The sequence below is a fragment of the Kitasatospora sp. NPDC101176 genome, assembly GCF_044768035.1.
GTDB lineage: Bacteria > Actinomycetota > Actinomycetes > Streptomycetales > Streptomycetaceae > Kitasatospora.
In genome coordinates this window covers 43,468-56,794 of record NZ_JBIWPA010000013.1, presented here as the reverse complement: position 1 = coordinate 56,794, position 13,327 = coordinate 43,468, and the positions used below count along the sequence as shown (strand labels likewise).

The window sequence follows — 13,327 nt, the reverse complement described above, 5'->3', positions numbered from 1 at the left end:
GCCACCGAACTCCCCTGATTTGCCGTCATCTCGTGTGTCCGAAGCAGTCAGCACACACCGCCACCGGGGAGTCCCCATGTCCGTCCGCCGCCGTCCGCTGCTCGCCACCGCCGTCCTCGTCGCAGGGGCCGGACTCGTGCTGACCGCCTGCGGGCCGGACAACGCCGACCAGGCCGCCGGTCCGACGGCCCCCACGAAGACCGCGGCGGCCACCACCGCTCCGTCGGCGCCCGCCGCGCCCCCGGCGACGGGTGCACCGGCAACGGCCTCGCGCCCCGCCACCCACACCCCGCCCGCCACGGGCGCCGCCCCCGCCGCCGCCCACCCGTGCGACATCCAGAACCTCACGATCCGCGTGACCGCACGCCAGGGGGCGCCGACCCAGCGGGTGATCGAGGTGCACAACACGGGCGCGAACGCCTGCACCCTGAGCTCCTCCCCGGGGGTCGACCTCGGCAACTCCACCGCGCGCGACCAGAGCAAGAACCTCCGGCCGGTGCTCGCCAGCGGCACCGCGCGCTTCCCCGTCCCCGCCGGCCAGAACGCCTACGCCGTCATCGACCTCAACCCCGGCGGCGCCACCACCGGCACCGCCCCCGACATCAACGAATTCAACGTGCTGGTCGACCAGGACGGCACCAACATGCCCCTCGCCAACACCCGCAACTTCCCGCTCGACAGCGGCACCCGGGTCCTCAACCCCACGATGGGCCTCTACCGCCCCACCGTGCCCGAAGCCGTCACCTCCCTGGCCGCCGCCGGCAAGTGACCCCGCCCCGACACCACCCTCCCGGCGGGGCCGTGGGGAAATCGGGGGTGGTCGGGCGGGCGGACTGGCAGACTGGTGATCATGAATGCCGACCGGCGCCCGTTGTGGCAGCCCTTCTCCGAGCCCCTCGTCGACCAGCCCGCGGTCGAGGAGCGCGAGCGGCTCCTCCCGGTGGAGCGCCTGCCGTTCCGGGAACCGTCGGCCCCGGAGCCCGGTGTCCCGCGGCAGGGCGCTGCCGGTGGGCGCACGCCGCTCGGCTCCGGAGGGCTCACCTTCGCCGCGGCCGACGGGGCGCTGCCCGGCGGATCGTGACGCCGTGGACCGGGGTGGGCGACGGCACCTCGACGGGGCCGCGTGTCGGCCTTCGCGCGCCGTACGGTCGGCGAGGTGGGATGGTGGTGCGCCACGGGGCGGATCGGCCATGAGAACCTGCCCGGCCGGCACTCCGTCGGCCGGCGGGCGGCACGGCTCGCCCGCCGGAAGCAATCCCTGAGGAGAAGGCACCACCTTGGCAACCGACTACGACGCTCCGCGTGACACCGGCGACGAGAGCAGCGACGACAGCATCGAGGCGCTGAAGAGCCAGCGCGACGACAAGCAGAGCTCCGCCGTCGACGTGGAGCCCGAGGCCGTCGAAGGGCTCGAGCTCCCGGGCGCCGACCTGTCCGGTGAGGAGCTCACCGTGCGGGTCGTGCCCATGCAGGAGGACGAGTTCACCTGCATGACCTGTTTCCTGGTCCACCACCGTGCCCAGCTCGCGGGCGAGGACCGCAACGGTCAGCCCATCTGTCGCGACTGCGCGTCCTGACCGCCCGGGGAGTCCGCGCCCCGGGCCGGCCCGCCCGCGACCCGTCGACGGCAGCGGGCCGCGGGCGCCGGTGAGCCGGGCCCGTCGCGGGGCGGGGGGAGTCCCTTCGTCCGTTCGGGGCGCCCCGGCCGCGGGCGTCGGAAGCACCCGCCGCCACGGGTGATCGCGGCCCTCCGTGCGCGGGAAGTCGGATCCGCCGACTTCCCGCGCGCGGCTGCGGTCAGCGTGCATGGAACCACCACGCCGAGGCGAGGTGGAGGACGGCCAGCAGGCCGGCACACACGGCCATCCCCGGGTTGCGCTGCCGCACGCCGATCGCGGAATCGCCGATCTGGGCCAGGCCGGCGATCGCGAGGACCGGGGCGGCGGCGGAGCGGTCGCCGGTCGCGAGGAGGGCGAGCGTGACGGCGGCGAGCGGGATCGCCCTGGCCCCGTAGGCATGGGCGTACAGACGCGTGCCGCCGTTGACGGCCGTGCCCCTCGGCAGGATCAGGCCGGGCCTGACCATGCCGGCGATGCAGGAGCCGGCCGAGACGAGGGTACCGAGGCCGTTGGCGGCGACGAGGAGGGTCTGGGTGGTGGACGGGTTCACAATCGCGTCTCCATGTGAATCATTCGAGCTGTGAACGATTATGGGGAAGCTATCATTCGCGGCATGAGTGATGTCAACGGGGCAGCGGCGGGCGAATCCCCCGGCGGCCTGACCTCGACCACGGTGTTCCGGCTCGGTGTCCTGGGCACGCTGGCCGGCGACCGGTTCGGCCGGGAGGTCGAGGGGCTCGGCCTCAAGCCCAAGCACGTCGGCCTGCTGGCCGCGCTCGATCTCGCCGCCGCCGCCTCCCAGCAGGAACTGGCCGCACGGATGGGCGTGGCGCCGAGCCTGGTGGTCTCCCTCGCCGACACCCTGGAGGGCCTCGGCGCGCTCCAGCGGATCCGGGACCCGCAGGACCGCCGCCGCCAGGTGCTCACCCTCACCCCGCAGGGGCGGGAGCTGCTCGAACGCTGCACCGGCCTGGCGCGCACCCTCGACGAGGAGTTCACGGCCGGCCTGACGCAGGACCAGCGCACGGCCCTCGCCGAGGCGCTGCGCGTACTGGCCCACCGCGCCGGGCTGCCGTAGCCGACCGGGGGAGGGTCGCCGCTCACCGGGGGCCCCGGCCGGGGCGGTCCGGCGCAACCGTCGGTGACGGGCCGTCAGATGTCCGTGCGTGCCCGGTCGATCGGGCGTGCGCGCGGCCCGGATGCGGTCTGCGGCGCGCCGAGGCGTTCCCGTGGCCGTTCCCGTGGCCGTTCCGGGGTGGCTCCACCTCCGGGTGGAAGAAGGGCCCTGCGGTCCACCCGCGGGTGGTGGTGGAGCCCTCCGGTGGCGGAGGAGCCTTGGGCCATGGGCTCGCTGCATTCGGCAACCGCCGCGCTCACCTACACGTGCGTCGCGATCTTCTGCGCGGCCTGGACGGCCGGCGTCCGCTACTTCGCGGTCGCGGCTCGTTCCGGCCTCCGCGGATGGCTGCGCGGGCTGCGCCGTTCGATGTTCCGTCGGGTCCTGCTGGTCGGCGGCGGCTACGCGCTGTTCGCCCTGCTCGACCGGACCCGGGACTTCTGGCAACACCTGCGCTACTGGCAGCCGGTGCTCGCCGTCGCGGGCGCGCTGCTGGCGGTGGCGTCCACCGCGCTCCTCCTGTGGGCCCGTTGGGTCCTGGGGGCGATGTGGGCCAGCGTGCCGACCGTCCAGGAGCGGCACGAGCTGCGCACCGACGGCCCCTACCGACTGGTCCGCCACCCCATCTACACCGGCCTGCTGGGCCTGATCGCCGGGGGGATGGCGGCCTGCGGGTTCGGCGTGTGGATCGCCTACCTCCTCGTCGCCGTGCCCTGGTTGCTGCTGCGGGTCCGGGCCGAGGACGCCATGATGGCCGGGCGGTTCGGCGCGGCCTACGAGACCTACCGCGCTCGCGTCCCGGCGCTGGTTCCGCTGGTTCCGCTGGGCCCGCAGGCGGCCTCGAGCCCGGCCGGGCCTCGACGGCGCTGACGGGGCGGTGGCTCACCCCGCCGGGAGCGCATATCCACCGGGAGCAGGTATCCGCCCGGAGCGGGCCGTCGCCCCGGAACAGCCTCCCACCTGCTGCCGGCAGCCGGGTGTCGACGGGAGCCGCCGGGCCCCGCGGACGGCGGTCCGCGGGGCCCGGTGTTCAGGGGCCGGTGTTCAGGGCCGGGCGTGCCGGGGCCGGTGGCCCCCGGCCCGCCGGACCCTCCGGGAACGGGCGGCGCGGCGCTCCCCGGCGCGCGGGGACGCCGCGGTCACGGCGGCGGCGACGACGAGCGGGACGACCATCAGCACCATGGCGGCGGACATGCGCACCTCCGGAGCAGGGCTGGACAGATGGTGTCCGCCTGCCCGCCCCGGCCGCGGTCATGTCCGGCTTCACCCGCCCCGGTGACGGAATCACCCGCTCGCCGACCGGATCCTGCGGCCGCGAACCGCCGGCCGCGAACCGCCGGTCACGAACCGAAGGCCGCGAACCGCCGGCCGTGACCCGAAGGCCGCGAACCGCCGGGCGGTCGGCCCCGACGGTCAGCGCCGACCGGTCACCGCGCGGCGGGGTCCTCGTCGTGGTCGCCGAGGGTGAGCAGGACGCGGCGCAGCAGGCCGGCCAGCTGGTCGCGTTCGGTGCCGCTGAGCCCGGCGAGCTGGCGTTCCTCGCCGGCGAGGTGGTGTTCGACGAGCCGGTCGGTGAGCTCCCGGCCGGTGTCGGTGAGGGAGATCAGCACCCGGCGCCGGTGGGCGGGGTCGACGGCCCGTTCGACGAGGCCCTTCGCCACGAGGTGGTCGATGCGGTTGGTGAGCGCCGCGGAGCTGACCATCACGGCGGCGCTGAGCTCGCCGGCGGTGAGGACGTGCGGGGCGCCGGAACGCAACAGGGTGGCCAGGACGTCGAACTCCCAGGGCTCGACGCCGTGGGCGGCCAGGTTCTCCTTGATCCCGCGCTCCAGCAGGCGCGAGGCCCGGGAGAGCCGGCCGATCACGGCCATGGGGGAGGTGTCCAGGTCGGGGCGGACCGTGCGCCACTGGGCGGTGATGCGGTCGACGCCGTCGTGCTGCGGCTGCTGGTCGGTCATGTTTCGAGTCTAACATTTCGACGTGGAAGTGTTTGACATCGCGGATCGAGCCCGACTATAGTTTCGACATCGAAATGTTCGACATAGGGGGAACATGATGAAGGTCCTGCTCACCGGCGCCACCGGCTACATCGGCACCGCCGTCTCCGAGCACCTCGCCGCCGCCGGCCACCAGGTCGTCGCGCTCACCCGCAGCGCCGAGCCGCAGCCCGACCGGCCCTGGCAGGCCCAGGTGGTCGGCGACACCGCCGACCCGGCCTCGCTGGCCGGCGCGGTCACCCCGGAGATCGAGGCGGTGATCCACCTCGCGCCCCCGAGCGGCGACGCCGAGGTCGACACCGCCGTCATCGAGGCGCTCGCCACCCCGCTGCGGGGCACCGGCCGGCCCTTCGTCTACACCAGCGGCGTCTGGGTGCTCGGTGCCACCGGCGAGGCCCAGGAGGTCGGCGAGGAGGCCCCGACCGACCCGATCGACATCGTCGGCTACCGCCCGCGGATCGAGCGGCGGGTGCTGGCCGAGGCCGCCGAGGGCGTGCGCGCGGTCGTCGTCCGCCCCGGCATCGTGTACGGCCGAGGCGGCGGCATCCCCGCCATCCTGGTGGACCGGGCCCGGACGCAGGGGGCGCCCGAGTACTACGGCGAGGAGGGCGTGCGCTGGCCGGCCGTCCACGTCGACGACCTGGCCGAGCTGTTCGTGGCGGCCGTCGAGCGCGCCGCGGCCGGCACCGTCTGGCACGGCGTCGGTGAGTCTGCCGTCCCGGTCCGGGACCTCGCCCGGGCCGCCGGTCGCGCCGCCGGGGTGGCCGCCGCCCCGCACGCGGTGCCGGTGGAGAAGGCCGCCGAGGTCTTCGGCCCGCTCTTCGCGGACGCGCTCGCCCTCGACCAGAGCGTCAGCGGCGCCGCCGCCCGCACGGTCCTCGGGTGGCGGCCGGACCGTCCGGGCGCGGTCGCCGAGGTCGAGTCGGGCTCGTACGGTCCGGTGCCGCAGGGCTGACCGTCCGCCGGCCGTTGCGGTCGACGACGTCCGTGGGCGGCATCCGGTGCGCCGGTGCCGCCCACCGGCCTCGGTCACGCGGCCGGGCGGTCCGTCCACCCGGTTCGGCGGAGGGCCGCTGACCTGCTAGTCTTCTTCTCGTCGCGAGGGAGATGATTCCTCGTCAGGCGTCAGCGGTGCTACCAGAGCACGTCCTACTTTCAGTAGGGAGAGTCCGTGCAACCCGGGCCTGGCGCTCAACGGTCGGACGAGGTCCGGCACCCCACCAGGGTGCCGGACCTCGTCCGCGTTCCCGTTCGCATCCGGCCCGTCCGGGGGTGAGGCCGACGGCTCCGGCGGTCCGGTCGACGCGTGCGAGCCCTCCCGCGCGGCCTTCGTCACCCTTCGTGCGGCGGGAACGGCCGTCCTCACTTCGAGTGATCCGGTTCGGCGTGGAACGGCCCACCGGGGCGCCACCCCGCCCTCGTGCGCCTCCCGAACCCCGTTTGCCTCCCGGGCCCCGGCCCGCTACACACCATCCCGACACCGTGCGTGAAACCGGGAGGTCTACCCATGAGCGTGACGAATCGGTACCGGGACAACTGGGAGGGCTTCTGGCGGGACGCCCCCGAGGATCCGGGGGCGGTGATCTGGGACGCCGAACCGGGCCTCACCGCGGCCCGCCACCTCGAACTGTTCGACCGCCACCTCGCCGACCCCGGTCTGCCCGTCGTCGACCTGGGCTGCGGCAACGGCACCCAGACCCACTTCCTCGCCGACCGGTTCGCCCGAGCCGTCGGGGTCGACCTCTCCACCGCCGCCCTCGACCTCGCCCGGCGCCGCAACCCGCCCGGGCGGGCCGAGTTCGCGCCCCTCGACGCCACCGACACCCGGGCCGTCCAGGCGCTCCACGACCGCCTCGGCGACGCCAACGTGTACGTGCGCGGCGTCATCCACCAGAGCGAACCGGCCGACCGTCTCCCCGTGGCCCGGGCCATCGCCACCCTGATCGGCGAGCGCGGCCGGGCCTTCGTCGTCGAACTCCGCGAGTCGGCCAAGGCCGTCCTGGCCGACCTCGCCCGGGGCCCCGCCGGGCCGCCTCCCAAGCTGCGCCCGGTCTTCGCCCACGGCCTGGCTCCCGCGGAGGTCGCCGACGCGGCCTTCGCCGAGCTCTTCCGCACCGCCCGTCTCACCGTCCTCGCCACCGGTGACCTGCCGCTGACCACCACCGAGTTCACCCCCGACGGCCGGCGGATCGACCTGCCCGCCCAGTGGCTGGTCGTGGCCGCGAACGGGGCCGAGCCGGCCTGACCGCCGGGGCCCGACCGGCGGGATCCATCACTGCTGGTGCTGGACCGCATCATGTCCGTCTATTGGACGGATGGTCAGGCCTTCCGCAGGGTTGCTCCCATGGGGAACGCGACGACTCACACCTACGGGAAGGCCGGGATCCGGGCCATGATCGCGGCGGAACGCCGGGAACTGGCCGATCTGTTCGACGGCCTGCGGCCCGACCAGTGGGAGGAGCCCAGCCTCTGCGCGGGGTGGCGGGTCAGGGAGGCCGCGGCGCACCTGTCGACGGGGTTCCGGCTCTCCCTGCCCGCGACGATCCGGGAACTGGTCAGGGCCCGGGGAAGCCTGCACCGGATGACCGACCGCGTCGCGCGCAGGGAGGCCGCCGCCTGCTCCGCGACCGAACTCGCCGCGTTCCTGCGGGAGGGCGCCCACCACCCCTGGACGCCGCCGGTCGGCGGGATCCGGGCCGCGCTCGGCCACGACGTGGTGCACGGCCTGGACGTCACGGTCCCCCTCGGCCTGGACCGGCCCGTGCCCGAGGAGCGGCTGCGGGTCCTGCTGGACGGGATCCGCCCCGCCGGCCTCAGGTTCTTCGGCGCGGACGTCGACGGGGTGCGGCTGTGCGCCGAGGACCTGGACTGGTCGTACGGTTCGGGCGTCCCGGTGTACGGCACCGCCCAGGACCTCCTCCTGCTCGCCTTCGGCCGCAGGCTTCCGGCCGGCCGGCTCCGGGGCGAGGCGAGCAGCCGCTTCACCGCGGCCTGACCGTCGGCACCCCGCAGGACGAAGGGCCCACGCCGCACGTCCTCAGGCCTCGGGTCCGCGGGTCCTCGGGTCCCGGTCCCCGGCCGGCCCCGGCGTCAGGCCGCGGGTGCGGGAGCGGGCGGCGATGACGCCTCCGGTGCGGGCCCGCCGGGCACCCGGGCGAGCCGGAGCGTGCCGACGTACGCCACCACCACGGCGACGATCACCAGCGGGACGACGGTCAGACCGGCCTCGCCCAGCAGCAGGGTGGCCAGCATCGTGGCGGTCATCGGCAGCTTCAGCATCGCCACCGTCATCGCGCCCATCCCGATGGCGAATCCGGCGGTGGTGCCCAGACCGGGCAGGTGGGACAGGGCGAGGCCGCCGGTCGCGCCGACGAACACGGCGGGGAAGACCGGGCCGCCGCGGAAGGCGCACAGCGAGGCGCAGTAGGCCAGCGACTTGCACACCAGCAGGACGAGGAGGGTGGCGGCCGTGTAGCCGGCGCTCTGGTCCAGCAGTGGCCCCAGGGCGTCCTGCCCGGAGAACAGCACCCCGGTGGCCGGCCGGTCGGTGATCACCGCGTACACCAGCGCGATCACACCGACGGCGACGCCCATCAGGACGGTGAGCGGCAGGCGGTGGCGGTCCACCACGCCCTGCAGGGCGAGCGAGGAGCGGCGGATCGCCTCCCCGAGCAGCGCGGCGACCACGCCCGCGAGGATCGCCCAACCGAACTCGCCCAGGGTCGGCCGGCCGGCGGCCGGCACCTGGTTCAACGTGAGGGAGTAGGTGCCGAGGCCGGTCCAGGTGCCGAGACCGGTGAAGATCAGCGACCCGATGCCCGCGGCGAGCAGACCGGGCACCAGCACCACGCCCATCACCGGCCCGCCCAGGCCGGACGCCTCCATCAGCAGGAAGGCGCCGACCAGCGGCGAGCCCAGCAGCTCGCTGATGGCCGCGAAGCTGCCGGCCGCGCCGATCACGGAGACGGCGCTCGGCGGGGCGTCCCGCTTCAGCAGCCGGACCGCGCCGACCGCGAGCCCGCCGCCGAGGGCGATCAGCGGGGCCTCCGGACCGAGGACCACCCCCAGGCTGAGCGAGACGATCGCCGCGACCGCCACGCCAGGCACCGACGTGAACGAGGGCGTGCCCCCCGTCTTGAGCCCCTCCGCGGGCCGGTGGCCCCCGCCACCCGGCAGGTACCGGATCGTCAGGGCGACCAGGATGCCCGCCACCGCGAGCAGCGGGATCGGCCACCAGTCGGGGGTGCCGTGGAAGCCGAGGCCCTTCGGCAGGTCGTCGAAGACGAGCGACTGCAGCTCGGAGACCAGGGCGAGGAACCCGAACGCGCCGGCCGAGATCGGGACGCCGAGCAGGGCCGAGAGCGCCAGCACCACCAGGTAGCCGGGGGAGCGGACCATCGCCAACGGGTCCTGTGACGCCGCGGCGGGCCCGGTCGGACCGGTGGGGGTGGGTCGGGCCGGCATGTGCATCGTCTCCTCGACGGCTGGCCCGCCGGGAACACCGGTCGCACGGGCCTGGATCTGGTGGGGGCGCGGACAGCGGGTCGGTCGGTTCAGCGCTCGGTGACGACGGGGGCCCGACCGAAGGGCCGGCCCGCGCCGTCGGCACCGGCCGACGCCCAGCGGCTCCGGTCGTCCGCTCGGGCGAGGTGCCCCGGCTCCCGGCCCCCGCCCGGGGGGTGCCCCGGCTCCCGGCCTCCGCCGGCCGCGGTCCGCCCCGGCGGGGCGGGGGACGCAGGCATGCCCGTGTCCTGGTCGTCGGCCATCGGCCGTCCCTCCTGTGTGGCTGCGCGCCGCGACCGCCGGGCGGTGCGGGTCCGTCCCCCGATCATCGCGGGCCCGGCGGACGGCGGCCGTGAACCGGGCCGTAGGGCGTGTCCGGCCTGTGCGGCGGGCTGCGTGCCCCTCGGTGCCGAAGACCCGAGGGCGGGCGGTCGGGACGCCTCCGGCGCGGCGGACCGGGCGGGCACCGGCGGCGCGGACGACCCGCCCTCGGCTACCCTCCCCCCTCGTGGACGTTTCCCCCGAGCCCTCGACCCTGCGCGTCTTCGTGGCGCTGGCCCCGCCCGACGAGGCCAAGGACGAGCTGGCCCGTGCGCTGCAGCCCGCCTACGCCAGGTACCCGCAGCTGCGCTGGAACCGGATCGAGGACTGGCACATCACCCTCGCCTTCCTCGGTGAACTGCCGTCCACGGCAGTGCCGTCGCTGCGGGCGGTGCTGGCCGGCCGGGCGGCCTCGCACCCCGCCCTGCAGCTGGGCCTGCGCGGCGGCGGCCACTTCGACGAGCGACTGCTGTGGAGCGGGATCGACGGGGACCTGGAGGGACTTCACCTGCTCGCCGCCGACGTCCGGGAGCTGGTGAGGTCCTGCGGGATCGAGTTCGCCGACCGCCCGCTGCGCCCCCACCTGACCCTGGCGCGCTCCCGTCGCGACGATCCCACCAGCGTGCCGGAGGCCGCGGCCGGGCTCGCCGGGTTCGTGGGCAGGCCGTGGCCGGCCGAGCGACTCCACCTGGTCGGCAGCAACTTCGGCCGCGGCCCCGGGCCGATCCGCTACCGCGACATCGAGGCGTGGCGGTTCGGCGCCGCGGTCCGGACCGGGAGCGACAGCGCCCCCGCCGAGCCGTAGCCGTAGCCGGCGAGCCGGCCCGCTCAGCCCTGCCGGCCGGCGAGCCCGCCCGTTCAGCCCTGCCGGCCGGCGGTCCGGCCCGTTCAGCCCTGCTGGCCGGTGGCCGCGAGGACGATCTCGCGGATGGTGACCTCCGGCGGCTGGCGGTACGCGTAGACGACGGCCTCGGCCACGACCTGCGGGTCCAGGGCGCCGCCGGCCGCCTCCTTCCACGCCTGGTAGTCCTCCTTGATCCGCTCGTCGGTGGTGTGGGAGAGCAGTTCCGTCTCCACGGCCCCCGGGGCGATGGTGATCACGCGGACTCCCGAGGAGGCGACCTCCTCGCGCAGGTTCTCCGACATCGCGTGGACGGCGAACTTCGTCCCCACGTACGCGGTGTGGTTCGGGAAGGTCTTGCGGCCGGCGACGGAACTGACGTTGATGATGGTGCCGGCGCCACGGGCCAGCATGCCGGGCAGGACGGCGCGCACCCCGTACAGCACCCCCTTGACGTTCAGGTCGATCATCCGGTCCCACTCCTCGGCGTCCTGGTCCGCGATCCGGCCCAGGAGCATCGCCCCGGCGTTGTTGACGATGGCGTCCGCCGGCCCGAACCGCTCCTCGGCCTCGCGCACCGCCTCCCGGAGCGCCTCGCGGTCGGTGACGTCGACCTTGCGGCACAGGGTCTCGGGCAGGGCGAGCTCCTCGAGCCGGTCCAGTCGGCGCGCGAGCAGCAACAACGGGTGGCCCTGTGCGGACAGCAGCCGGGCGGTAGCCGCGCCGATGCCCGAGCTGGCACCGGTGATGACGATCAGGGGCTTGGACACGGCGGATTCCTCCAGGGAGCGGGCTGGACCGGATCGGGTTCGGATCGGACGCGGACGACGCGTCGCACCCAGAAGACCACCACGGACGGGGCCCCGCGCACCGGCGGCGGGGCCGGGCCGTACGGCGGGATCGTCCGTCCGGTTTCGGTGCCGGGCCGCTGACCTGCTAGTCTTCTTCTCGTCGCGAGGGAGATGATTCCTCGTCAGGCGTCAGCGGTGCTACCAGAGCACGTCCTACTTTCAGTAGGGAGAGTCCGTGCAACCCGGGCCTGGCGCTCCACGGTCGGACGAGGTCCGGCACCCACCAGGGTGCCGGACCTCGTCCGCGTTCGCGGACATTGCGCGGTCGGGGCCGCGCCGGAGCCCTCCACGGCGGCGGCGTGGTGGGCCGTGGCGGGCCGGCGGGGCTGACCGCGATCCCGCCGGGCCGGGGCCGTCAGTCCGCCTTCGCCCGTAGGGTGTTCCGGCACGGGGACGTCGGACGACGGGGTGGGCGATGCGACCTGGTGACGTGATCGCGGGCCGCTACGAGCTGGTCAGCCGGCTCGGGCGGGGAGGCATGGGGGAGGTGTGGGCCGCCCACGACCGGGACCTCCGCCGCGCGGTGGCCCTCAAGCTGCTCCACACCGGGGAGGAGGGGGCGGGCGAGCTGCCGGCCCGCTTCGCGCGGGAAGCGGTGGCCTCGGCCCGGATCAACCACCCGAACGTCATCACGCTCCACGAGCGCGGTGTGCACGAGGACCTGCTCTTCCTCGTCATGGAGAAGGTCGAGGGCGTCACCTTGGCCGAGGTCATCGACCGGGAGGGCCCGCTGCCGTTCCCCCGGGCGCTGTCGGTCGCCGGTGAGATCGCCGCGGCGCTGGCCGCCGCCCACCGGGCGGGCGTCATCCACTACGACATCACGCCGCGCAACGTCATGATCACCACGGACGGGCGGGTGAAGGTCCTCGACTTCGGGATCGCGGGGTTCCTCCGGACGACCCTCTCCCTGGTCCGCTCCTCGCTGCTGGCTCCGGCGGGGACTGTGGCGTACGGCGCCCCGGAGCAGTTCCGCACCGAGCGGGGCGACGAGCGGTCCGACCTGTACGGGCTCGGCGGCGTCCTGTTCGCGATGCTCACCGGGCGGCCCCCCTTCACCGGGCCCAACGCCTGGGCCGTCATGGCGCGCAAACAGGACGAGGACGCCCCCGGACTGGCGACCCTACGGCCGGACGCTCCCGCGGACCTGGCCGCGCTGGTCGCGCGACTGCTGGCCCGCGACCCCGCGCGGCGCCCCGCCTCCGCGCAGGAGGTGTGCGAGCGGCTCCGGCAACCGCCGGCCGGGGCCGGTCCCGTGGCCGGGGTCCGGTTGGCCCACACCGCCCGGCCCGACCGGGTGCCGACGGGCGGCGACGGCCCGTTCCACCGGGTCCGGGTCTTCCTCGACGGGGCGGCCGAGGCCCTCGACCGGGTCGTCAGGGTGGTCTACCACCTCCATCCGACGTTCCCCGAACCGGACCGCGTGAGCACCGACCGGTCGACGGGCTTCGCCCTGGAGCTGTCGGCCTGGGGCCGGTTCACCGTCACGGCCGACGTCTTCGCGGCAGGCTGCCGGGAGCCCGTCCGGCTCGAGCAGTACCTCGACTTCTGACCCGCGCCCGACGCCCACCCCGCGGTCCCGCGGTCCCGCGGAGTGGGCGGCCGGTGACGTGCGTCGTCCGCCGGTCGGCCGTGCGCGTCGTCAGCGGGCGAACTTCGCGATGGCCGCAGGGGTGACGGGCGTGAAGAAGTTGACGAGGTTGCCGTCGGGGTCGCGCAGCAGCAGGGACCGGTTGCCCCAGGGCATCGTGGTGGGCCCGGCGACGAAGTCGGTGACGACACCGGTCAGGTCCCGGTGGACGCGGTCCACGTCGTCGACGAGGAACTCGGTGATCACGCTGTGGTTGTCCGCCGGGCGGGCGGAACCCGGCGCGAACAGCGGGACGGTGCGGGTACCGGCGATCGCGAGGGTGGCGCCCGCGGTGCTGAGCTCGGCGAAGTCCTCGGTGGCCCACGTCGCCGGGGCCCCCGTGGCCCGCTCGTAGAACGCGACGAGGCGCGCCACGTCGCCGGTGATGATGCGGATCGAGACGAACTCCACGGGAATCTCCTTGGTCGTGCGGAAGGCGTTCACGTCGCAG

General features: G+C 75.1%; 16 protein-coding genes. 10 read left to right on the top strand and 6 right to left on the bottom strand.

Annotated features, from left to right (window positions below; all coding sequences use genetic code 11):
- Positions 1–76: 76 nt before the first annotated feature.
- The 3 genes from ACIRS1_RS19635 (at position 77) to ACIRS1_RS19625 (ending at position 1,577) form a co-directional block, all read left to right on the top strand.
- Positions 77–769, top strand: a complete 693-nt coding sequence (locus ACIRS1_RS19635; RefSeq protein WP_402841359.1) for a DUF4232 domain-containing protein — start codon at positions 77–79, stop codon at positions 767–769.
- 81 nt (positions 770–850) lie between these two features.
- Complete coding sequence (locus ACIRS1_RS19630) at positions 851–1,081, top strand: hypothetical protein (RefSeq protein ID WP_402841356.1); 231 nt, start codon at positions 851–853, stop codon at positions 1,079–1,081.
- A gap of 196 nt (positions 1,082–1,277) precedes the next feature.
- Positions 1,278–1,577: a DUF4193 domain-containing protein gene (locus tag ACIRS1_RS19625; RefSeq protein ID WP_360206348.1), complete on the top strand. Its 300-nt coding sequence runs from the start codon at positions 1,278–1,280 to the stop codon at positions 1,575–1,577.
- Positions 1,578–1,797: 220 nt separating this feature from the next.
- Here the strand turns inward: ACIRS1_RS19625 and ACIRS1_RS19620 are convergent, their stop codons facing one another.
- Positions 1,798–2,169, bottom strand: a complete 372-nt coding sequence (locus ACIRS1_RS19620) for a hypothetical protein (RefSeq protein ID WP_402841354.1) — start codon at positions 2,167–2,169, stop codon at positions 1,798–1,800.
- A 63-nt stretch (positions 2,170–2,232) separates the two neighbouring features.
- Here ACIRS1_RS19620 and ACIRS1_RS19615 point away from each other — a divergent pair, with 63 nt between their 5' ends.
- Entirely contained in the window at positions 2,233–2,697 is a 465-nt protein-coding gene (locus ACIRS1_RS19615) for a MarR family winged helix-turn-helix transcriptional regulator (protein ID WP_402841351.1), read from the top strand.
- A 264-nt stretch (positions 2,698–2,961) separates the two neighbouring features.
- Entirely contained in the window at positions 2,962–3,606 is a 645-nt protein-coding gene (locus tag ACIRS1_RS19610) for a methyltransferase family protein (protein ID WP_402841348.1), read from the top strand.
- A 174-nt stretch (positions 3,607–3,780) separates the two neighbouring features.
- On the opposite strand, the gene ACIRS1_RS19605 is transcribed toward ACIRS1_RS19610, so the two are convergent.
- Positions 3,781–3,930, bottom strand: a complete 150-nt coding sequence (locus ACIRS1_RS19605; RefSeq protein ID WP_360206340.1) for a hypothetical protein — start codon at positions 3,928–3,930, stop codon at positions 3,781–3,783.
- A 233-nt stretch (positions 3,931–4,163) separates the two neighbouring features.
- Positions 4,164–4,694 carry a MarR family winged helix-turn-helix transcriptional regulator gene (locus tag ACIRS1_RS19600; RefSeq protein ID WP_402841345.1) on the bottom strand — a complete coding sequence of 177 codons (531 nt, stop codon included), beginning with the start codon at positions 4,692–4,694 and terminating at the stop codon, positions 4,164–4,166.
- A 94-nt stretch (positions 4,695–4,788) separates the two neighbouring features.
- Here ACIRS1_RS19600 and ACIRS1_RS19595 point away from each other — a divergent pair, with 94 nt between their 5' ends.
- From ACIRS1_RS19595 to ACIRS1_RS19585, 3 genes are all read left to right on the top strand, one after another.
- On the top strand, positions 4,789–5,688 hold the full coding sequence (locus tag ACIRS1_RS19595; protein ID WP_402841342.1) for an NAD-dependent epimerase/dehydratase family protein: 900 nt from the start codon (positions 4,789–4,791) through the stop codon (positions 5,686–5,688).
- Between the two features lie 552 nt (positions 5,689–6,240).
- Positions 6,241–6,978 (top strand): class I SAM-dependent methyltransferase, encoded by a 738-nt coding sequence (locus ACIRS1_RS19590; RefSeq protein WP_402841340.1) that lies wholly within the window; start codon positions 6,241–6,243, stop codon positions 6,976–6,978.
- A 99-nt stretch (positions 6,979–7,077) separates the two neighbouring features.
- A complete protein-coding gene (locus tag ACIRS1_RS19585; protein WP_402841337.1) occupies positions 7,078–7,728 on the top strand; it encodes a maleylpyruvate isomerase family mycothiol-dependent enzyme in 651 nt (216 codons plus the stop codon).
- 95 nt (positions 7,729–7,823) lie between these two features.
- Here ACIRS1_RS19585 and ACIRS1_RS19580 read toward each other — a convergent pair whose 3' ends face one another.
- Complete coding sequence (locus ACIRS1_RS19580; protein WP_402841335.1) at positions 7,824–9,197, bottom strand: chloride channel protein; 1,374 nt, start codon at positions 9,195–9,197, stop codon at positions 7,824–7,826.
- 547 nt (positions 9,198–9,744) lie between these two features.
- Here ACIRS1_RS19580 and thpR point away from each other — a divergent pair.
- Positions 9,745–10,362, top strand: coding sequence for an RNA 2',3'-cyclic phosphodiesterase (gene thpR, locus ACIRS1_RS19575; protein ID WP_402841333.1), 618 nt, complete (start codon positions 9,745–9,747; stop codon positions 10,360–10,362).
- 83 nt (positions 10,363–10,445) lie between these two features.
- Here the strand turns inward: thpR and ACIRS1_RS19570 are convergent, their stop codons facing one another.
- Positions 10,446–11,168, bottom strand: coding sequence for an SDR family oxidoreductase (locus ACIRS1_RS19570; protein WP_402841332.1), 723 nt, complete (start codon positions 11,166–11,168; stop codon positions 10,446–10,448).
- Positions 11,169–11,664: 496 nt separating this feature from the next.
- Between ACIRS1_RS19570 and ACIRS1_RS19565 the strand changes: the two genes are divergently transcribed.
- The gene (locus tag ACIRS1_RS19565; protein ID WP_402841330.1) at positions 11,665–12,798 is read left to right on the top strand and encodes a protein kinase; all 1,134 of its coding nucleotides are present in this window, start codon (positions 11,665–11,667) and stop codon (positions 12,796–12,798) included.
- A 90-nt stretch (positions 12,799–12,888) separates the two neighbouring features.
- Here the strand turns inward: ACIRS1_RS19565 and ACIRS1_RS19560 are convergent, their stop codons facing one another.
- A complete protein-coding gene (locus ACIRS1_RS19560) occupies positions 12,889–13,287 on the bottom strand; it encodes a VOC family protein (RefSeq protein WP_402841328.1) in 399 nt (132 codons plus the stop codon).
- Between the last annotated feature and the right edge of the window lie 40 nt (positions 13,288–13,327).

Coding starts and splice junctions, on each gene's coding strand:
- ACIRS1_RS19600 (WP_402841345.1), bottom strand. CDS start 4,694: ATGACCGACCAGCAGCCGCAGCACGACGGCGTCGACCGCATCACCGCC.
- ACIRS1_RS19580 (WP_402841335.1), bottom strand. CDS start 9,197: ATGCCGGCCCGACCCACCCCCACCGGTCCGACCGGGCCCGCCGCGGCG.
- ACIRS1_RS19565 (WP_402841330.1), top strand. CDS start 11,665: ATGCGACCTGGTGACGTGATCGCGGGCCGCTACGAGCTGGTCAGCCGG.
- ACIRS1_RS19635 (WP_402841359.1), top strand. CDS start 77: ATGTCCGTCCGCCGCCGTCCGCTGCTCGCCACCGCCGTCCTCGTCGCA.
- ACIRS1_RS19605 (WP_360206340.1), bottom strand. CDS start 3,930: ATGTCCGCCGCCATGGTGCTGATGGTCGTCCCGCTCGTCGTCGCCGCC.
- ACIRS1_RS19595 (WP_402841342.1), top strand. CDS start 4,789: ATGATGAAGGTCCTGCTCACCGGCGCCACCGGCTACATCGGCACCGCC.
- ACIRS1_RS19630 (WP_402841356.1), top strand. CDS start 851: ATGAATGCCGACCGGCGCCCGTTGTGGCAGCCCTTCTCCGAGCCCCTC.
- ACIRS1_RS19590 (WP_402841340.1), top strand. CDS start 6,241: ATGAGCGTGACGAATCGGTACCGGGACAACTGGGAGGGCTTCTGGCGG.
- ACIRS1_RS19615 (WP_402841351.1), top strand. CDS start 2,233: ATGAGTGATGTCAACGGGGCAGCGGCGGGCGAATCCCCCGGCGGCCTG.
- ACIRS1_RS19610 (WP_402841348.1), top strand. CDS start 2,962: ATGGGCTCGCTGCATTCGGCAACCGCCGCGCTCACCTACACGTGCGTC.
- ACIRS1_RS19585 (WP_402841337.1), top strand. CDS start 7,078: ATGGGGAACGCGACGACTCACACCTACGGGAAGGCCGGGATCCGGGCC.